This is a genomic window from Brevundimonas sp. LM2, assembly GCF_002002865.1.
Lineage (GTDB): Bacteria > Pseudomonadota > Alphaproteobacteria > Caulobacterales > Caulobacteraceae > Brevundimonas.
Genome location: NZ_CP019508.1, coordinates 1,357,799 through 1,375,032 on the forward strand (window position 1 = coordinate 1,357,799; position 17,234 = coordinate 1,375,032).

A 17,234-nucleotide genomic window follows, 5' to 3' on the forward strand; every position below is an offset into this window, starting at 1 on the left:
TCTTTCGCCGGGTCGCGACGCGGCCTAAGTCTGTCGCATGAGCGGATCGGACACAGCGACGGGCCTGGCGGGTCTGACCGAGGCGGCAAGACAGGCACCCGTTTCCGAGGCGGGGGGGCGCGGCCTGCCGCCGGTGCATCTTTGGCACCCGGACCATTGCGGCGACATCGACATCGTCATCCGCGCCGACGGCACCTGGATGCACGAGGGCTCGCCGATCGGGCGGGCCGAGCTGGTGCGGCTGTTCTCGACCGTCCTGCGCCTGGACCCCGACGGCTATCACCTGGTCACGCCGGGCGAGAAGCTGAAGATCACCGTCGAGGACCTGCCGTTCCGGGCCGTGACGCTGGTGCGGGACGGCGACGATCTGGTCTTCACCACCGACGTCGGCGACGCGGTGCGGGCCGGGCCCGAGCATCCGATCACGGTCGAGACCGATCCCGACACCGGCGAACCCGCCCCTCGCCTGCACGTGCGCCAGGGGCTGGACGCGCGGATCGTGCGGAGCGTGTTCTATGACCTGGTCGAGGCGGCCGAGGAGCGCGACGGCCGGCTGATGGTGGCCTCCGGAGGCACGTGGTTCGCCCTGGGCCCGCCCGGCGCGGGCGTCGCTTGAGGCGCGCGGCATGAGCCTGGCGTCGCTGAGGAGCCGTCTGGTCGAGACCCTGTCGCCGGCCGACGGCTGGCGGGCAGGGTCGGTGGCCGAACGCTCGGACTTTGACCTGAACCCCGGGGCGTCGCGCTGGACCGAGGGGCCGTTGAAGCCCGCGGCCGTGCTGATCCCCGTGCTGGCCCTCGCGGACGGGGCGTCCGTGCTCCTGACCCGGCGCGCCGACAGCCTGGCGCGCCACACCGGCCAGATCGCCTTTCCCGGCGGGCGGCTGGACGCCGGCGAGACCGCCGTGCAGGCGGCGCTGCGCGAGGCCCGCGAGGAGGTCGACCTGGACCCCGCCCTGGTCGAGGTCCTGGGCCTGTCCGACCCCTATGAGACCGGCACCGGCTATCTGGTGACCCCGGTAATCGGCTGGATCACCGCCCAGCCCGCCCTGATGGCCTCGCCGGACGAGGTGGCGGAGATCTTCCAGGCCCCCTGGGATTTCCTGATGGACCCGGCCAACCACAGCCGCGATCACCTGGAGGCCCCGGAAGGCGTCAAACGCTGGTTCTGGGCCATGACCTGGAACGAGCGCTACATCTGGGGTGCGACCGCCGGCATCATTCGCGGTCTGCGGCACCGTCTGTATGGCGAGGAGGCGGACCTGCCCGCCGCCGCCGCCGAGGACGCCGCGTGACCGTCCTGTCCGGGCAGGACTGGCTGACGTCCCCCGCCACCGTGGCGGTGATGGCGGCGCTTGAGGCGGCCGGCGGCCCGGACTGCGCCCGGTTCGTGGGCGGCTGCGTCCGCAACGCCCTGGTCGGCCGCTTGGTGGACGACATCGACATCGCCACGCGTTTGAAACCTGAGGACACCATGGCGGCGCTGCGGGCGGCCGGGCTGAAGGTGGTCCCGACCGGCCTGGCGCACGGGACGGTCACGGCGGTCTCGCAGCGTCGCCCCTATGAGATCACCACCCTGCGCCGCGACGTCGAGACCGACGGACGCAGGGCCGTGGTCGCCTTCACCGACGACTGGGCCGAGGACGCGGCGCGGCGGGATTTCCGCCTGAACGCCCTCTATGCCGACCGGTCCGGCGCGATCTTCGATCCGACGGGGCAGGGGGTCGCCGACGCCCGGGCCGGCCGGGTCGTCTTCGTCGGCGACCCGAACCGCCGGATCGAGGAGGACTATCTGCGCATCCTGCGCTTCTTCCGCTTCTTCGCCTGGTACGGCCGGGCGGAACCGGACCCCGCGGGCCTGGCGGCGTGCGCGGCGCAGGCCGAGGGTCTGGCACGCCTGTCGGCCGAACGGGTGTCCAAGGAACTGCTGAAACTGCTGGCCGCCCCCGACCCTCGCCCCGCCGTCCGGGCAATGCGGACGACCGGCGTGCTGGACCGGCTGATCCCGGCGGTGGCCGCCTCGGCGGCGTTCGAGTCCATGGTCGGGATCAGCGACGACCCCGTCCTGCGCCTGTCGGCCCTGCTGCCGGATGAGCCTGAGCGGATCGCCGCCATCGCCCAGGGCCTACGCCTGCCCCGGGCCATGGAGGCTCGGCTATGCGCGGCGGCCGAGGGGCCGATCGCGCCCTCGACGCCCGCCCAGGGTCTGCGCGCCGGGGTCTATCGCCTCGGGCGGCAGGCGGTCATGGACCGGCTGATGCGCGCGCGCGCCGAAGCGGACGGCGCGGACGCCGCAGGGGCCCTAGCCCTGGTCGCCGGCTGGCCTGTCCCGCGCCTGCCGGTGGGCGGGCGCGACCTCGCACGGCTCGGCATCGATCCCGGCCCCGAGACCGGCCGGATCCTGAAGGCCTTCGAAGACGAATGGGTCGCCGCCGACTTCCCGTTCGACGGCCATGCCGAGCGGCTCAGCCGGCTGGTGGCGGCGCGGCCCGGGCGAAGCGGGTGATGACCGGCCGGTGATCCGAGCCGTTCCGCTGCCCCAGCCGCCGCTCGACCAGGGCCAGGTCCGGCGAGCGATAGACCTGGTCGATGGTCATGGCCGCCGCCGAGGGCAGGGCGGTGGGCCAGGTGCCGGGCCATCCGGGGGCGGGGATCAGCCCGGTCTCGGCCTGGATCTGGCGGCCGACGCGGGCGCTGGAGACGCTGTTGAAGTCCCCGGCCACGATCAGGGGGCCCGGATAGGCCGCGCGCCAGCCGGCCACACCCTGCGCCTGACGAATCTGCTCCCACTGGATCCGATAGGGCCAGGGCCGGGTCAGGTGGACTCCGACGACGGTGACCGGGCCGGCCGGCGTCTCCACGACCGCGCCCCGGGAGTCCATCTGGGTGGCGACGCCGGCGACCGGTCGCAGCGGATAGCGCGAGGCGAAGGCCTGGCGGGAGGCGCGGCCGCCCGGGCGGATCGGTCCGGTCCAGCGGTGGGGATAGGCGCCGAGGACCCGGTCCAGGCCCCCGACCATGGGTTCGCCCACTTCGATCAGCACGACGACGTCGGCATCCGCCGCCGCCACGGATCGGGCCAGCGCGGCGACGTCGCGGTTCCCAATCCAGACATTGGCCGAGTAAAGGCTGAAGGCCGCCGCGTCGGGCGCGGCCGTTCCCTTCGGCGGGAACCACTGGGGCGCGCCGGCCACAAGCAAAAGGGCCCCGATGGCCGCGGACATCGCCGTCGCCACCCACAGCCGCAGGATCACGGCCATCGCCCCAACCAGGACGGTGCCCAGCATGGCCGAGGCGACGAACTGGGCCAGGATGTCCACCCACCGGTGTCCGATCCCGCTCAGGGCCGCGGCCGCGATCACCGCGGGCGCGCACAGCAGCAGCAATCCGGTCACGGTCAGGATGAGTCTGGCGCGGGACACGGACGGCCTTTCGCGAGGAGCTTGCGTTTGCGGGTGAACGCGGGTCGTTGTGGTGCGTTGACCATGCGCTTGGGGAGGGCAGAATGGCGAAACGGTCGATCGGGGATATCGAGAAAATCTGGTCCAATGTCGAGGGCATCAAGAAGCTGTCCGACCGGGCCGTGGGCCTGGGACCGTTCGGCATCGGCCTGGACGGCCTGCTGACCTGGATACCGGTCGTCGGGGACGCCTATACGGTCGGGGCCGGTGGTTGGCTGATGCTCCAGGCGTTGCGGGCCAAGGCCTCGCCCGCGACCATGGCCCGGATGGCCGCCTATCTGGTCAGCGATACCGCCACGGCGGCCGTGCCCTTTGCCGGTGCCGTGGTCGACACCCTGTTTCCCGCCCACCTGATGGCGGCCAAGGCCCTGCAGAAGGACATCGAGACCACCCATTGGGTCGAGGCCAATGAGCGCGAGGCCAGGGCGTCGGGGGATCACGAAACCCACCTCGCCGCCCTGCGCGCCGACCCCAAGAAGCGACGCATCGTCTATCTGCATGATTAGGCCAATGGCTCAGCTTGACGAAGTCACCGGCCCCGGCCCTAGTCGCCGGGGCTGTGGCTTCCGGACGATTTCATGAATGCGATGCTGACGCGCGAAGAGCTGGCGCTGGCGCTGGGCCGGGCCGGTGAGGGTGACCGCCAGGCGTTCAAGATGGTGTACGAGGCCACCTCGGCGAAGCTTTTGGGCGTCTGCCTGCGTATCTTGGCTGACCGCCAACTGGCCGAGGACGTCTTGCAGGACACTTATCTGACCGTGTGGAGGAAGGCCTCGACCTTCGATGCGACGCGCGCCAGTCCGATCACCTGGCTGGTGACCATCGCGCGCAACCGGTCGATCGATCGGCTTCGGTCGGCCGCCCCCATGCGGCGTTCGGCGCCGGTCGAGGACGCGCATGAACTGGCCGATGCCGCGCCTTTGGCGTCGGACGTGCTCGAGACGACGGACGAGGTCGGTCGGCTGAACGTCTGTCTGGAGACGCTGGAGGACCGGGTTCGCACGGCGATCCGCACGGCCTTTCTGGAAGGGGTCACCTATGACGCCTTGGCCAGCCGTGAGAATGTGCCGCTGGGCACGATGAAGAGCTGGATTCGGCGGGGCCTGCTGCGGCTGAGGAGCTGCCTCGAAACATGACCGATACCCCTATCGACGAACCCGCCGCCGACGACGCCCGTGTTCTTGCCGGCGAACTGGCCCTTCGCGTCCTGCCGGACGCCGAGGAACGGACAGCGCGCGCCCGCGCGGCGTCCGATCCCGCCTTCGCCGCGGAGGTCGAGGTGTGGAACGAGCATCTCGCCGGCCTCGCCGCCGGGATCGCGCCGGTGGTGCCGTCACCGCGCGTCTGGCCCCGCGTGGTGGCAGCCATCGCCCCCGCCGTCAACGACAATGGCCGCGTCGCCTTCTGGCGCACCTGGGCGGTGGCCTCGACGGCCCTGCTGGCCGCCAGCGTGGCGGGCGTCGCCATCCTGCTCGCGCGTCCCGCGCCGGCTCCGATCGTCCAGGCCGCGCCCGAGGGCGGCGTGACCCGTGTGGCGACCGTCGCCCTGACCGAAGGGGGGGCGCCCGTGGTCGCCCTGGCCTACGACACCGCGACCGGCAAACTGTTCATCGCCCCGACCACCGCGCTCAGCCGGGAAACCGGCGTGCCGCATCTGTGGCTGGTCAAGCCCGAGGGTGGGGTTCAACTGGTCGGCGCCATCGACGGCTCCACGACCAGCCGCCGGACCCTCAGCGCCCTCTTGGCGGATCAGGCGGGGACGGCCACGGCCGTGGCGATCTCGTTGGAGGCTCCCGGCTATACGCCCGCGCCCGACACCCCCGTGGGCCCCGTGGTCGCGACGGGCGAATTGCAGCCCCTTTGATGCATCCGCCTCGTCGGACGCTTCGTAGCTAGGGCCGATCGGATCGTTCGGGTCGCCTCGCGCGATCCCTGGTCCTGACAACCACGATCCGATCCGCGGGGAGGCCTCCCAGCCCTTCCATTGGTCTCCCCGCATTCTCCTCTCCGGATCGCCTTCCTGTCGGTTTCGCAGCGTCGAGTTGTCCGCGTTCGCGCTGAAATCTCCAATTAAATCAACCGGCCTCGGGTTTTTCGACCCGTCGAACTCGCCCGGGATCGGCCCTGCCGCACTGTGATCTTCGTTTTCCAACGGAGATTTCGATGGCTACCAGTCAAAGCGCTCGGCTCGGCCTGCCCTATGTGGCGGCGGGCCAGCTTCAGAAACACGTCACCGTCAACGAGGCCCTGACCCGGCTCGACGGTCTGATCCAGGCCGCCGTGGTCAGCCGCACCGTCGCGGTCCAGCCGACCGATGCCGCCGACGGCGACCTCTATATCCTGCCCCCCGGGGCGAACGGGTCGGACTGGTCGGACGGGTCGGACGGTGATTTGGTGCGGGCCGAGTTCGGGGGCTGGACCCGGGTTGCCGTCCCGCCTGGCATGGTCGTCGTGGTGCAGGACGAGGGCCAGCTGGTGGTTCGCACCGGCGCCACCTGGTCGGCCCCGACCCTGTCCGGCGGGGCGGTGCAGAACCTGGCGCGGCTCGGACTCAACGCCACCGCCGATGCCGGCAATCCCCTGACCGCCCGGATCAACAGCGCCCTGCTGACGGCCCGACCGGCAGCCGAGGGCGGCACGGGGGCCCTGCGGCTGGTTCTGAACAAGGACGCTGCCGGCGATGTGGTGTCGCTGCTGTTCCAGCGCGGCTATTCAGGTCGGGCCGAGCTGGGTCTGATCGGCGACGACGCCCTCAGCCTCAAGGTCAGTTCCGATGGATCGACCTGGCGCGAGGCGCTGCGGGTCGAACCCGATGACGGCCGCGTCGTCCTTCCCGGCGGGGCGCTGCGCACGGAGGCGGTGCTCCTGACCGGCTCGACCCCCTATGCGCCGCCGACCTGGGCCCGGATGCTGACGATCACGGCCGTCGGCGGCGGCGGGGGCGGCGGCAACGGGGGCTTCGCCGCCTCGGGCGATCGGGCGGGCGGCGGGGGCGGCGGGGGCGGGGGTCTGAGCATCGGCCGCTGGAGCACGGCCGACCTCCCCGCCGGCCTGACCGTCGTCGTCGGGGCGGGCGGTGCCGCCGGGGCCGCCGGACAGGTCAGCGGCGTTTCGGCCGCCGGGCTCGATCTTCTGACCGCGCGGGGCGGGGGAGCCGGCGCGGCCGGAGCGAGTGGCGGGGCGGGCGGGGCCGCGGGCCTTGGGCTGATCCCAGCCAATGCGGGCGGGGCCTCGGCCACCGCCGGTCCGGCGTCCGCGGGCCAAGGCCTATCCGGCCCGGGCAACGCCGGCGGCGGCGGCGGGGGGCTGAGCGCGGCCGGGACGATGCGGCCGGCCGGCGCGGGCGGCGACGGATCGACCCTCCTGACCCTCGCGACGGGCGGGACGGCGAGCAGCGGCGTCGGGGCGGCGGGCGGATCGGCGGCCACGCCCCGGCGCGCGCTGGGTGGGGGCGGGGGCGCGGGCGGCGCGGCGTCCGCCTCGGGCAGCGGCCATGCGGGTGGATCCGGCGGCGCGTTCGGCGGGGGCGGCGGGGGCGGTGGGGCCGGGGTCACGGCCGGGGGCCCCGGCGGCGCGGGCGGCGCGGGCGTCGTCCTGATCCTGGCAGAGGGCTGAGCCATGGCCCGCCATCAGACGCCTTTCGAGCGCGAGGAGCCGCCGCTTCTGGACGGCAACGCCTGGGACCTGCCGCAGCGCCTGACGCGTCGCGACGGGGCGCTAGCGGCCGGTCCGGACTGGACCTGGACCCGCCCCCATTTTGAAGAGGACGACGCCGATGACTGAGCCCACCGTGCCCCCGCTGGCCGAGGCCCGCTGGCTGTGGCGAAGGCTGTATGTGTTCCTGGCCAGCTTCGGCCTCTGGCGACTGCTGGACGATGCGATCGCCCGGAGCGAACCCCAGGCCCTGCCGCGTCTGGCCGTCGGGTTGATGACCCTGCTGGGCCTCACGCTCGTCCTCTATCTGGTCGCGCCGACGGCTCAACAGCTGATCGCCCTGCTGGCCCAGCTGCGGGTCCGCCTGCCGCGGGGACGCGACCGATGAGCTTTCGATAGAGCCGGCCTGTCCCGACCCCGTCAGAGGGCGTCTATCCCCCCTTTCTGATCGCGGCGACCATCAACCGACCGGATCGCGTTTGCGGTGTCCTTCGCGACCCGGCGTCCGGCACATTCTGCCGCCTGCTCGGCAGTTTTTGCCGGTTCGCGCCGGGCGGCAGCAGATTCTGCCGGGGCTGTCATAGGGTTAAGCCAAAGTACCGTAGCTTTTTCAGTCGTTTGATTTCGGACCGATCCCGAAACGCCGCTGGCCTCGCCCTTGCTTCGGCCTCCGCGAGCAAAATGCTCCCGGCAGCCAAAATGGCGTCGGACATGTCGAAGACAAAAGGAGGCCAAAATGGCCAACAGCATCAATACGAACTCGGGCGCCATGGTTGCGCTGCAGAGCCTGAACCAGACCAACCGCGACCTGGACGTCACCCAGGGCCGCATCAACACCGGCAAGAACGTTTCGTCCGCCAAGGACAACGGCGCCATCTTCGCCATCGCCACCGGCCAACGGGCCGAGGCGAGCGCTCTGGGCTCGGTGAAGAACTCCATCCAGCGCGGACAATCGATCCTCGACGTGGCTCAGGCCGCCGGCGAGACGATCGTCGCGGCCCTGACCGAGCAGAAGAACCTGGCCGTCGCCATCGGCACGGCGAAGGGCGACGCTCTGAAGGCCTACGTGGCTGACTACAACGCGCTCGGCTCGGAAATCACCAAGTCGCTGGCCGGCGCGAACTTCGACGGCGTCAACCTGTTCAGCGCGACGACCCCTGCCATCAACGTCAACACCGGCACCAAGGCCGCCGACACCTTCACCCTGAAGGCGGCTGGTGGGGCGGCAACGACCGTGGCTTCGGCGACGGCTGTGGTTGTCGCTGACTACAACGCCCCGACGGCTGGTGAACTGACGACGCTGACCGGCCTGGGTGCCGTGGTCGACGGGGCCATCACGGCCTTCACGGCGACCCTGGCCGATTTCGGCACCAAGTCGAAGTCGCTCGACCGCCAGCTAACGTTCACGTCCAAGATCCAGGACGCGATCGAAACCGGCGTGGGCAACCTCGTCGACGCCGACCTGGCCAAGGAAAGCGCCCGCCTGACCGCGCTGCAGACCAAGCAACAGCTGGGTGTGCAGGCTCTGTCGATCGCGAACCAGTCGAGCAGCGTCCTGCTGTCGCTGTTCCGCTAAGGGCGACAATCGCGGAGGGCGGGGCCTCGGTCCCGCCCGACGCATCTTCTCAGGAGACGCCGAACCTTCCGGCGTAGGGAGCCATGGACACCAATGCGCGGCCATCGCCCGTCGGCTTGAGCGTCGCCCCCATCCTCGCGACGTCGCCGCTCGCCGCCGGCTCCGATCCATCGTCCGTCCGGACCGACCCGGCCGCCGACCGCGCCGACCGCTACCGGCTGGTCATCGAAGAGGGCCCCGCGCGCGGCACCTTCGTCTACAAGACCCTCGACAGCGTCACCGGCGAGGTCGTCCGGCAGTTTCCACGCGAGGAACTCGTCCGGCTGAGCGCCTCGGACACCTACGCCAAGGGCATGGTCGCCGACACCGCCGCCTGACACGGCAAGGCCCGGGGCCGAGCGCCTTCCCTAACCCTGTATGGACCACACCGATCGGGCTGGATCCTGCGCTCCTGCCCCGTCACCCGCGCCCGCTGCTGACCGCCGTGACACCCCCGGCAATCCGTGCCGGGCGCCCGGCAGTTTCTGCCGGTCCACCTCGCTGTCGTGCAATTGCTGCCGGGTGTCGGCAGGGTTAAGCCAAAGTACCGTAGATAATCCAGTATCTTGAGTGCGATCGCTGCGGGATGTGGGCTGGCCCGGCGTTTGCTTCGGCCTTGTCGAGCAAAATGCTCCCGGCAGCCAAAATGGCGTCGGACATGTCGAAGACAAAAGGAGGCCAAAATGGCCAACAGCATCAATACGAACTCGGGCGCCATGGTTGCGCTGCAGAGCCTGAACCAGACCAACCGCGACCTGGACGTCACCCAGGGCCGCATCAACACCGGCAAGAACGTTTCGTCCGCCAAGGACAACGGCGCCATCTTCGCCATCGCCACCGGCCAACGGGCCGAGGCGAGCGCTCTGGGCTCGGTGAAGAACTCCATCCAGCGCGGACAATCGATCCTCGACGTGGCTCAGGCCGCCGGCGAGACCATCGTGGCCGCTCTGACCGAGCAGAAGAACCTGGCCGTCGCCATCGGCACGGCGACCGGCGACGCTCTGAAGGCCTACGTGGCTGACTACAACGCGCTCGGCTCGGAAATCACCAAGTCGCTGGCCGGCGCGACCTTCGATGGCGTGAACCTGTTCAGCGCCGTGGCTGACGACAGCGCCGTCAGCGTCATGACGGGCACCAAGGCCGCCAATACGTTCGTGCTGAAACAGGGTGCGCCTTCGACCGCGCCCACGGCGGCGCAAACCGCCGCGGCGGCGGCGACGACCGTGGCTTCGGCGACGGCTGTCACGGTGGCGAACTACGCCGCCCCTACGGCTGCTGAACTGACGACGCTGACCGGCCTGGGTGCCGTGGTCGACGGGGCCATCACGGCCTTCACGGCGACCCTGGCCGATTTCGGCACCAAGTCGAAGTCGCTCGACCGTCAGCTGACGTTCACGTCCAAGATCCAGGACGCGATCGAAACCGGCGTGGGTAACCTCGTCGACGCCGACCTGGCCAAGGAAAGCGCCCGCCTGACCGCGCTGCAGACCAAGCAACAGCTGGGTGTGCAGGCTCTGTCGATCGCGAATCAGTCGAGCAGCGTCCTGCTGTCGCTGTTCCGCTAAGGGCGACAATCGCGGAGGGCGGGGCCTCGGTCCCGCCCGACGCATCTTCTCAGGAGACGCCGAACCTTCCGGCGTAGGGAGCCATGGACACCAATGCGCGGCCATCGCCCGTCGGCTTGAGCGTCGCCCCCATCCTCGCGACGTCGCCGCTCGCCGCCGGCGTCGATCCATCGTCCGTCCGGACCGATCCGGCCGCCGACCGCGCCGACCGCTACCGGCTGGTCATCGAAGAGGGCCCCGCGCGCGGCACCTTCGTCTACAAGACCCTCGACAGCGTCACCGGCGAGGTGGTCCGGCAGTTTCCGCGTGAGGAACTCGTCCGGCTGAGCGCCTCGGACACCTACGCCAAGGGCATGGTCGCCGACACCGCCGCCTGACCTGCGTGTCCGCAGTCATCGCGCATTAACCATACGGATACGACTCGGATCATAAAGTTCCCCTAGAATTATGGGGGGCGAAGACCCGATGTCGAGTGTCAACACGAATGCTTCGGCGCTGGTCGCCTTGCAGAACCTGAACCGGACCAATGAGCGTCTGGAGCTGGCCCAGAACCGGATCAGCACGGGTCTGAAAGTCCAGGGGGCCAAGGACAATGCCGCCGTGTGGGCCGTCGCCCAGAACCAGCGCGCCGATCTCGGGTCCTACGACACCGTCAAGACCAGCCTGAACCGTGCGACCTCGATCACCGACGTCTCGCTCGCCGCCGGCGAATCGATCTCGGACCTGCTGGTGCAGCTTCGGCAGAAAGCGACCGCCGCCGCCGACCCGTCAGCCAGCCTGGCGACCCGGACCGCCTACAACGACGAATTCCAGTCGCTGCTGGAGTCGCTGCAGTCCTTCGCCAAGAATGCGACCTTCGACGGTGAGAACATTCTGAACGGCCAGGTCAACGGCGTCGCGGTGAACCCGGCGACCCCGGCGGCTCTCACGCCCCTCAGCTTCCTCGCGAACGCGGGTGCCCAGGAATTCATCACGCTGAACCGTCAGAACTTCAGCCTCGAAGGGCTGGGTCTCTCGACCGTGGGAACCCCGGCGGTGGTGGACGACCCGGCGACCGTGCCTGACGAAAGCGCGCCCGCGGTCCCCGGCGTCCGGCCGAGCCTTCTGACCAAGGCCGGCGCCGACGCCGCGCTGACCGCCGTCACCACGGCGCTGACCACCGTCAGCTCGGGCCTGGCCGAACTGGGGGCTCAGGCCAAACAGATCGAAAGCCACAATCTGTTCGTATCGAAACTGATGGACTCCCTGGAAACCGGGATCGGCAATCTCGTGGATGCCGATCTGGCCAAGGAGAGCGCGCGCCTACAGGCGCTCCAGGTGCAGCAGCAACTGGGCGTTCAGGCCCTTTCGATCGCCAACCAGGCTCCCCAGGCCATTCTGTCGCTGTTCCAGAACTGATCAGGCGAGACGGCTGTTTGACGCGCGCCCGATCTCGATCAGGGCGCGGCGGGCGCGCGGCCGATGGGCTTTCGCGCCAAAACCGTACAGCGCGAGCAGGGAACCAATGAATGGCAGTGTGAAGGTCATCGATCTGCTCCTGTCTGGCAGGGTGACAACACGGTCCGCCGACCTTCGTTCCTGACCCGGATCTTAACGCCCCGTTGAGCTCGACCTGACAGGGTGCGTTCCGGAGGACCGCGTGGCGATCTCGAACACCTATCTGCTCGGACTGTATGGGGGTGCCTACGAGCCTTCGCAGTCGGCTGCCGCGACCGCGGCCAAGGCGAGAAAGACCCAGCCGACGGCGCCGTGGAGCCTGGCCGCCCGGGCGACGGAGCTGAAGCCCGACGCCCTGTTGCGAGCCACGCTGGCCAGCCGCAGACTCATCGATGAAGACGCCGCCAAGCTGGACGTCAAAGGCGCCTCGGCCGACTACAAGAAGCTCTTCGCGCTCTACAAGGGGCTCGAAGGCCTGAATGCGCTCACCGAGCGGTCGAGCGTCAAAGGCGTGTCGGCCACCGAACTGGCCCAGATCCAGAAGCGGTTCGACGCCGGCCTGGCCGAAATTAGCACCTATCTGAGCAAGGCGGAATTCGAGGCCCTCCGCCTGGTGCAGGGGATTTCCAGCGGCGTCTCCAAGACCACGGCCGCCGTGCCGCGCGACAGCGCCAACTCCGTCACGGGACCGATCCACGAGGGGTCGGTCAGCAGTCCCGTCGACGCCTTCGCGGGCGACACGCGGTTCAACATCACCATCAAGGTGGGCACCGGAACATCGGCCACCACGAAAAACGTCGCCATCGACCTGGCCGAGCTCGGCAGCACGCCCCGTACCCTGGACGCGGTGACCGGCCTGATCAACGGCAAGCTGGCCGATGCGGGCGTCCAGACCCGGTTCGGCCGGGACCTGATCAAGGCGGAGCCCCGGACGATCACGGCGGGCGGCAAGACCATCACGCTGCCGGCGCGTCCGGATCAATGGGCTCTGGCGATTCGCGGGAGCGTTACCGAGACGGTCGGCTTTACCGCGCCGGCGACCTCCGACGCGGTTTACGTCGTGCAGTCCGCCGGAACGGCGGGCAAGCTGAACCAGCTTCTGAAGTTCCAGAGCGACGGCGGGACCGCCGTGGCGCCCACGGCCGGCAATCTCGGCGAGGACCAGTGGGTGGCCGGACGGTTGTCGCAGGAGAAGCTGCCCGAGGGCGTGACCGCCGTGCGCGCCAGCGCCGTGGCGCCCGACGGGTCTCTGTGGCTCGTGGCGGACGTTTCCGCGGGACCGGGCAGCCAGCCGATCAAGGGCGCGCAGGACGTGGCCCTGCTGAAATACGACACCGCCGGACGCCTGGTGGCGACCCGCACCTTGGGCGCGGCCGCGACCGCCAGCGGCTTCGCCCTGGCCATCAATACGGACGGCAGCGTGGCGGTCGCCGGGTCCGTGACCGGGGCCCTGAACACCTCGACCGGCGACGCGGGCAAACCGGGCGATGCAGCCGGCGTCGCCGACAGTTTCGTCACGGTCTTCGACAAGGACGGTCAGGAAGAGTGGACCCAGCGCCGGGGCGCTCGCGCCGCGGATGAGGCGACCAGCGTGGCCTTCGGGGCGGACGGACTCGTCTATATCGGCGGAAGAGCGAGATCCGGCGTGCCGGGAACGACCGCGATCGGCGGCTGGGACGGCTACGTCCAGGCTTTCAAGGGGGGCGCGCCTTATCCGCTGGCGGCCATCGTATCGACAGGGGTCGGCCAGACCCAGTTCGGGACCGCCGCCGATGACGCGGTCGATGCCGTCGTCGTGGACGGCTCCAACCTCTATACCGCCGGCGTCGAGAGCGGCCGGGCGGTAGTGCGACGGTTCACGCTGGACGCCTCGGGTGTCCCCACCCTCGCCACGACCCGCGACCTCGGAGCGATCTCCGGCGATATCGCGGGCCTGTCGGTGTCGGAGGGCAAGATCATCCTGACGGGGACCAGCCGCGACAGCGGTCTCGCGGCCGGCCAGACGACCAATGCCAACTCCGGCGGCAAGGACGTGTTCGTCGCCAGCCTGTCCACCGATCTGGTCGACAGCGCCACGGACCGGCTCAGCTGGTATGGCGGCGCGGGCGAGGACTCGGCCGCCGATGTGAAGGTGGTGGACGGCAAGGTGTGGATCACCGGTATCGCGGATCGCCCGGCCGCGGCCAAGGACACCGATCCGACCACGGCCTTCCTGACCCGGCTCAACCCGCAGACTGGAGCCGTTGAATACACACGGACCTGGTCCGGCGAAGGCAGTCAGGCCAAGCCCATGACCCTGGCGGTCGCCAAAAACGGCGCGAGCGTGCTGGATCGACTGGGTCTGCCGCAGGGCGAGATCGCTCAGACCGATTCGAAACTGCTGACCGCCGCGACGTCCCTGCGGGTCGGGGATCGCTTCTATATCAGCCCGGCCGACGGGGGGCGGGCGACGGCGGTCACCATCGACGCCAAGGACACGCTCGCGACTCTGGCGCGCAAGATCTCGGTCGCCTCCAACAACAAGCTGAAGGTGACGGTCGTGTCCGAGGGCGGCACCGTCACCGGCCGCGAAGGCGAGGTCAACACCACGACCGGTGGACTGCAGCGCCTGTCCATCACGGCCAAGGACGGGAAGCAGGGGGCCATCCTGACCACCGGCGAAACCGGGCGCGATGCCTTGGCCGGTCTGGGACTGTCGCCCGGCTACATCGGCATCGCCTCGGCCGACAAGACGGTGCAGACGTTCGGCCTCGGACTGCCGTCCAACCTGACGCTGACCGACGCCGCCGCCAAAAAGACCGCCGGCGAAAAGCTGTCGGGCGCGCTCGAGGTCGTTCGCAACGCCTACCGTGGCCTGGCCCCCAAGACGGCCAGCGGGGCGAGCGGTCCGGTTCCCGCCTATCTGACCAGCCAGATCGCCAACTATCAGGCGGCGCTGGCGCGACTCACCGGCGGCTGACCCCAACCCGCCTTCGCGGTTGACGCATGGGGGGCGGGCGGGGTTATTGAGCCCTCGACGTCCCGCCCCCGCGAGTGCCCGCGCCATGCAGTCTCCAAACAACAACCGGGTCATCCTCGCCATCGGTGCCGGCGTGGCCATCCTGGCGGCCATCTTCCTGGCCGTGATGTTCGGCAGCGGTCGCGAACAGACTCAGGCTCCCCCGGTCGACCGCCCCGCCGGTCTGCAGGTGGATCTGGCCGACGCCCCCTCGCTGGAGCCGACCCGCGAGTTGCGCTGCTTCGTCGACGGCCAGTTCGTCGGCCTCGCGACCCTCGCGGAATGCGCCCAACGCAACGGCCTGGCGACGGACGGTCTGGATGTCGGCCTGGACGCCAGCGGCAACCTGGCGGCGGCCCCGACGGCCTCCTTCGCCCCGCCGCCCGAACTGCCCACCTCTGAGGTCGCCGACCTGAACCAGGACCTGGGCCCCCTGGATGTGGGGCCGCCGGAAGAGGCCGGCACCCAGCGCGCACCGCCGCCGCAGCGCGTCTCCGGCGCGCCCTGCCTGCGTCATACCGGTTCGGAATGGCGCCAGATCTCGGGCAACATGAGCCTGAACCAGTGCGTCCAGGCGCTGTACGCCGGCACCTGCGTGGGACCGGGGGATGCCCAGTATGGCCAGCACGGCGGCCTGACGCTGCGTCTGGTGCCACGGCGGGTCGAACAGTCGACGGACAACAACCGGTTCCGCATCCTGGCCGAACAGGATCGCAACTGCCAGTTCCCGGGGCTGAACTGATGCGCGCTGTCGTCGCCCTTTCGATCCTGCTGGGGGCCGCCGCGGCGGGCTGCGCCGAGGAGGTCAAGGCTCCGTACGATCCGGGCGTCTGCTATGCCCTGACCCTTCCCGCAGACGGCGAACCCGTGTTCAACGTGGTGGCGCGCGACCAGACCCAGATCGAGTTCTGCGCGGCTCGCCTGGAAGAGATGCGAGTCCGGTTCCTGCGCTTGGGCGGCAGCACGCGCGAGGTGACGGGCTCCTATCAGGGCCGATTCATCTTCGTGGACGGTCGCGGCGTGTCCTATGGCTCCAGACTGGACGGGGTGCGCTTCTTTGCCCTGGCCCGGACCGGCGATGGACGATTGGCCGTTCCTCAGGCGATCGAGCGCGAGACCAACGGTCTGAGCATCATCGAAGAACAAGCCCCGCCGGCCTTCCCGGCGGGCTAGAACGAAAACAGAACAAGTGTTAACGATCGCACAGGGCTGGCCCGTGCGGTCGCGATTGCAGAAAGAGAACCAAAATCATGGCGGGAAGCGTCAACAAGGTCATCCTGGTCGGCAACCTGGGCCGGGATCCCGAGATCCGGTCGATGCCGAACGGCGACCGGATCGCCAATATGTCGATCGCCACGTCCGAGACCTGGCGCGACAAGTCCTCCGGCGAGCGCAAAGAGAAGACCGAATGGCACCGGGTCGTGATCTTCAACGACAATATTGTCAAGGTCGTTGAAAACTATGTGAAAAAGGGCTCGACCGTCTATATCGAGGGCGCGCTCCAGACCCGCAAATGGACCGACAAGGACGGGGTCGAGAAATATTCGACCGAGATCGTCGTCGGCAAGTTCAAGGGCGAACTGACCATGCTGGGCGGTCGCGACGGCGGCGGTGGCGGCGCGTCGCAAGGCGGCGGCGGCCGATCCAATGACGACGACTACTCATCGGGCTTCTCGACCGGCGGGGCCAACAAGCCGTCCGGTCCGCGCGAGAGCTATGACCTGAACGACGACATTCCGTTCTAAGCGACCTTCAAGGACGTCGTCAGTCCCAGACGGCGTCCTTGAAATGGGCCAGGATAGTTTGGTCGGCGGTCAGGAGTTTTGCGCCGTCCAGAATGGCATGTGCCGTGATCAGCCGGTCGATAGGGTCGCGGGTCCAGGCCAAGCCACGTGCGTCGCGGACAACCTTGTCGAACGCCGCAGTAGACAGCGTCAGATCGCCGATCTCTCGTGCCGCCTCGAAGACCTGGTCAGGCGCTACCTTGAGCCGTTTGATTCCGTGCAGGATTTCGAGCTCAAGCAGGACGGCCGGCGAGACGATCCAGTCGTGCCGGCTAGCCAGCTGAAATGCGTGAGTGCCCAACACCCTGGCGCGCCTTTGCGATAGCCAGATCAGCACATGGGTGTCGAGATGGATAGCCAGCGTCAGGTGTCCTCAGGCGTCCATTCGATATGGCGTCCGTCGAGAATGTCACCGGCGTCGTAGTCGGCCCAATCCTCGCGCACCCCGCGATCCAGCCCGGCCTGAAACTTTCTCTGGTGCTCGGTGAGCGCGTGGTCGCTTGGGGGCGCGGCCTTCAAGTGGATCATCTTCCCCTTGCGCCGCACGCGCACCTCCTCGCCCGCCGCAAGGCGGTCAAGGACCCTGAACAGGTCCTTTCTCAGATCCGTGGCCGTGATCTCCAGCATATGCACAGGTTGCGGCTGAGATATGTACATGTCAACGGAAACGCCCCGTCACCCAGTGTGACGCGCCTTGCCGGCGGGATCGTGCCATGAGGCGAC

22 protein-coding genes are annotated in these 17,234 nt (G+C 69.4%); 18 read left to right on the top strand and 4 right to left on the bottom strand.

Annotated features, from left to right (window positions below; all coding sequences use genetic code 11):
* Positions 1–37: 37 nt before the first annotated feature.
* Genes BZG35_RS06610 through BZG35_RS06620 form a run of 3 tightly spaced genes read left to right on the top strand, consistent with a single transcriptional unit; the run spans position 38 to position 2,503 of the window.
* Positions 38–616: a DUF1285 domain-containing protein gene (locus BZG35_RS06610; RefSeq protein ID WP_171981897.1), complete on the top strand. Its 579-nt coding sequence runs from the start codon at positions 38–40 to the stop codon at positions 614–616.
* A 10-nt stretch (positions 617–626) separates the two neighbouring features.
* Positions 627–1,292 carry a CoA pyrophosphatase gene (locus BZG35_RS06615; RefSeq protein WP_077354936.1) on the top strand — a complete coding sequence of 222 codons (666 nt, stop codon included), beginning with the start codon at positions 627–629 and terminating at the stop codon, positions 1,290–1,292.
* 50 nt (positions 1,293–1,342) lie between these two features.
* Positions 1,343–2,503 (top strand): CCA tRNA nucleotidyltransferase, encoded by a 1,161-nt coding sequence (locus BZG35_RS06620; RefSeq protein ID WP_077357897.1) that lies wholly within the window; start codon positions 1,343–1,345, stop codon positions 2,501–2,503.
* On the opposite strand, the gene BZG35_RS06625 is transcribed toward BZG35_RS06620, so the two are convergent.
* Positions 2,463–3,419 carry an endonuclease/exonuclease/phosphatase family protein gene (locus tag BZG35_RS06625; protein ID WP_077354937.1) on the bottom strand — a complete coding sequence of 319 codons (957 nt, stop codon included), beginning with the start codon at positions 3,417–3,419 and terminating at the stop codon, positions 2,463–2,465. The genes BZG35_RS06620 and BZG35_RS06625 overlap by 41 nt on opposite strands.
* 83 nt (positions 3,420–3,502) lie before the next feature.
* Between BZG35_RS06625 and BZG35_RS06630 the strand changes: the two genes are divergently transcribed.
* The 11 genes from BZG35_RS06630 to BZG35_RS06675 all read left to right on the top strand — a co-directional run bounded on the left by BZG35_RS06630 (position 3,503) and on the right by BZG35_RS06675 (position 11,690).
* Positions 3,503–3,964 (top strand): DUF4112 domain-containing protein, encoded by a 462-nt coding sequence (locus tag BZG35_RS06630; RefSeq protein WP_077354938.1) that lies wholly within the window; start codon positions 3,503–3,505, stop codon positions 3,962–3,964.
* Between the two features lie 72 nt (positions 3,965–4,036).
* Complete coding sequence (locus BZG35_RS06635; RefSeq protein WP_077354939.1) at positions 4,037–4,594, top strand: sigma-70 family RNA polymerase sigma factor; 558 nt, start codon at positions 4,037–4,039, stop codon at positions 4,592–4,594.
* Complete coding sequence (locus BZG35_RS06640; RefSeq protein WP_077354940.1) at positions 4,591–5,322, top strand: anti-sigma factor domain-containing protein; 732 nt, start codon at positions 4,591–4,593, stop codon at positions 5,320–5,322. The genes BZG35_RS06635 and BZG35_RS06640 overlap by 4 nt, the downstream gene beginning before the upstream one ends.
* A 299-nt stretch (positions 5,323–5,621) precedes the next feature.
* Positions 5,622–7,073 (top strand): DUF2793 domain-containing protein, encoded by a 1,452-nt coding sequence (locus BZG35_RS18380; protein WP_077354941.1) that lies wholly within the window; start codon positions 5,622–5,624, stop codon positions 7,071–7,073.
* A 3-nt stretch (positions 7,074–7,076) separates the two neighbouring features.
* Positions 7,077–7,241 (top strand): hypothetical protein, encoded by a 165-nt coding sequence (locus tag BZG35_RS17895; RefSeq protein ID WP_171981898.1) that lies wholly within the window; start codon positions 7,077–7,079, stop codon positions 7,239–7,241.
* Positions 7,234–7,500 carry a hypothetical protein gene (locus BZG35_RS06650; RefSeq protein ID WP_077354942.1) on the top strand — a complete coding sequence of 89 codons (267 nt, stop codon included), beginning with the start codon at positions 7,234–7,236 and terminating at the stop codon, positions 7,498–7,500. Before BZG35_RS17895 ends, BZG35_RS06650 begins: the two co-directional genes overlap by 8 nt.
* A 348-nt stretch (positions 7,501–7,848) precedes the next feature.
* Positions 7,849–8,688: a flagellin gene (locus tag BZG35_RS06655; RefSeq protein WP_077354943.1), complete on the top strand. Its 840-nt coding sequence runs from the start codon at positions 7,849–7,851 to the stop codon at positions 8,686–8,688.
* A gap of 83 nt (positions 8,689–8,771) precedes the next feature.
* A complete protein-coding gene (locus tag BZG35_RS18195; RefSeq protein ID WP_077354944.1) occupies positions 8,772–9,065 on the top strand; it encodes a hypothetical protein in 294 nt (97 codons plus the stop codon).
* 345 nt (positions 9,066–9,410) lie between these two features.
* Entirely contained in the window at positions 9,411–10,292 is an 882-nt protein-coding gene (locus BZG35_RS06665; protein ID WP_077354945.1) for a flagellin, read from the top strand.
* 83 nt (positions 10,293–10,375) lie between these two features.
* Positions 10,376–10,669 (top strand): hypothetical protein, encoded by a 294-nt coding sequence (locus BZG35_RS18200; protein WP_077354946.1) that lies wholly within the window; start codon positions 10,376–10,378, stop codon positions 10,667–10,669.
* An 88-nt stretch (positions 10,670–10,757) separates the two neighbouring features.
* The gene (locus tag BZG35_RS06675; protein WP_077354947.1) at positions 10,758–11,690 is read left to right on the top strand and encodes a flagellin; all 933 of its coding nucleotides are present in this window, start codon (positions 10,758–10,760) and stop codon (positions 11,688–11,690) included.
* On the opposite strand, the gene BZG35_RS18310 is transcribed toward BZG35_RS06675, so the two are convergent.
* Positions 11,691–11,819 carry a hypothetical protein gene (locus BZG35_RS18310; RefSeq protein WP_256364144.1) on the bottom strand — a complete coding sequence of 43 codons (129 nt, stop codon included), beginning with the start codon at positions 11,817–11,819 and terminating at the stop codon, positions 11,691–11,693.
* 112 nt (positions 11,820–11,931) lie between these two features.
* Here BZG35_RS18310 and BZG35_RS06680 point away from each other — a divergent pair, with 112 nt between their 5' ends.
* The 4 genes from BZG35_RS06680 (at position 11,932) to ssb (ending at position 16,472) form a co-directional block, all read left to right on the top strand.
* Positions 11,932–14,688, top strand: a complete 2,757-nt coding sequence (locus BZG35_RS06680) for a transcriptional regulator (RefSeq protein WP_077354948.1) — start codon at positions 11,932–11,934, stop codon at positions 14,686–14,688.
* 85 nt (positions 14,689–14,773) lie between these two features.
* Positions 14,774–15,469 carry a hypothetical protein gene (locus tag BZG35_RS06685; RefSeq protein ID WP_077354949.1) on the top strand — a complete coding sequence of 232 codons (696 nt, stop codon included), beginning with the start codon at positions 14,774–14,776 and terminating at the stop codon, positions 15,467–15,469.
* Entirely contained in the window at positions 15,469–15,900 is a 432-nt protein-coding gene (locus BZG35_RS06690; protein WP_077354950.1) for a hypothetical protein, read from the top strand. The genes BZG35_RS06685 and BZG35_RS06690 overlap by 1 nt, the downstream gene beginning before the upstream one ends.
* 77 nt (positions 15,901–15,977) lie before the next feature.
* The gene (gene ssb, locus BZG35_RS06695; protein WP_077354951.1) at positions 15,978–16,472 is read left to right on the top strand and encodes a single-stranded DNA-binding protein; all 495 of its coding nucleotides are present in this window, start codon (positions 15,978–15,980) and stop codon (positions 16,470–16,472) included.
* Between the two features lie 19 nt (positions 16,473–16,491).
* Here the strand turns inward: ssb and BZG35_RS06700 are convergent, their stop codons facing one another.
* A complete protein-coding gene (locus BZG35_RS06700) occupies positions 16,492–16,848 on the bottom strand; it encodes a type II toxin-antitoxin system VapC family toxin (RefSeq protein WP_171981899.1) in 357 nt (118 codons plus the stop codon).
* Between the two features lie 26 nt (positions 16,849–16,874).
* On the bottom strand, positions 16,875–17,138 hold the full coding sequence (locus BZG35_RS06705) for a hypothetical protein (RefSeq protein WP_077354953.1): 264 nt from the start codon (positions 17,136–17,138) through the stop codon (positions 16,875–16,877).
* Positions 17,139–17,234: the final 96 nt, after the last annotated feature.

Coding starts and splice junctions, on each gene's coding strand:
- BZG35_RS06610 (WP_171981897.1), top strand. CDS start 38: ATGAGCGGATCGGACACAGCGACGGGCCTGGCGGGTCTGACCGAGGCG.
- BZG35_RS06615 (WP_077354936.1), top strand. CDS start 627: ATGAGCCTGGCGTCGCTGAGGAGCCGTCTGGTCGAGACCCTGTCGCCG.
- BZG35_RS06620 (WP_077357897.1), top strand. CDS start 1,343: ATGGCGGCGCTTGAGGCGGCCGGCGGCCCGGACTGCGCCCGGTTCGTG.
- BZG35_RS06630 (WP_077354938.1), top strand. CDS start 3,503: ATGGCGAAACGGTCGATCGGGGATATCGAGAAAATCTGGTCCAATGTC.
- BZG35_RS06635 (WP_077354939.1), top strand. CDS start 4,037: ATGAATGCGATGCTGACGCGCGAAGAGCTGGCGCTGGCGCTGGGCCGG.
- BZG35_RS06640 (WP_077354940.1), top strand. CDS start 4,591: ATGACCGATACCCCTATCGACGAACCCGCCGCCGACGACGCCCGTGTT.
- BZG35_RS18380 (WP_077354941.1), top strand. CDS start 5,622: ATGGCTACCAGTCAAAGCGCTCGGCTCGGCCTGCCCTATGTGGCGGCG.
- BZG35_RS17895 (WP_171981898.1), top strand. CDS start 7,077: ATGGCCCGCCATCAGACGCCTTTCGAGCGCGAGGAGCCGCCGCTTCTG.
- BZG35_RS06650 (WP_077354942.1), top strand. CDS start 7,234: ATGACTGAGCCCACCGTGCCCCCGCTGGCCGAGGCCCGCTGGCTGTGG.
- BZG35_RS06655 (WP_077354943.1), top strand. CDS start 7,849: ATGGCCAACAGCATCAATACGAACTCGGGCGCCATGGTTGCGCTGCAG.
- BZG35_RS18195 (WP_077354944.1), top strand. CDS start 8,772: ATGGACACCAATGCGCGGCCATCGCCCGTCGGCTTGAGCGTCGCCCCC.
- BZG35_RS06665 (WP_077354945.1), top strand. CDS start 9,411: ATGGCCAACAGCATCAATACGAACTCGGGCGCCATGGTTGCGCTGCAG.
- BZG35_RS18200 (WP_077354946.1), top strand. CDS start 10,376: ATGGACACCAATGCGCGGCCATCGCCCGTCGGCTTGAGCGTCGCCCCC.
- BZG35_RS06675 (WP_077354947.1), top strand. CDS start 10,758: ATGTCGAGTGTCAACACGAATGCTTCGGCGCTGGTCGCCTTGCAGAAC.
- BZG35_RS18310 (WP_256364144.1), bottom strand. CDS start 11,819: ATGACCTTCACACTGCCATTCATTGGTTCCCTGCTCGCGCTGTACGGT.
- BZG35_RS06685 (WP_077354949.1), top strand. CDS start 14,774: ATGCAGTCTCCAAACAACAACCGGGTCATCCTCGCCATCGGTGCCGGC.
- BZG35_RS06690 (WP_077354950.1), top strand. CDS start 15,469: ATGCGCGCTGTCGTCGCCCTTTCGATCCTGCTGGGGGCCGCCGCGGCG.
- ssb (WP_077354951.1), top strand. CDS start 15,978: ATGGCGGGAAGCGTCAACAAGGTCATCCTGGTCGGCAACCTGGGCCGG.
- BZG35_RS06705 (WP_077354953.1), bottom strand. CDS start 17,138: ATGCTGGAGATCACGGCCACGGATCTGAGAAAGGACCTGTTCAGGGTC.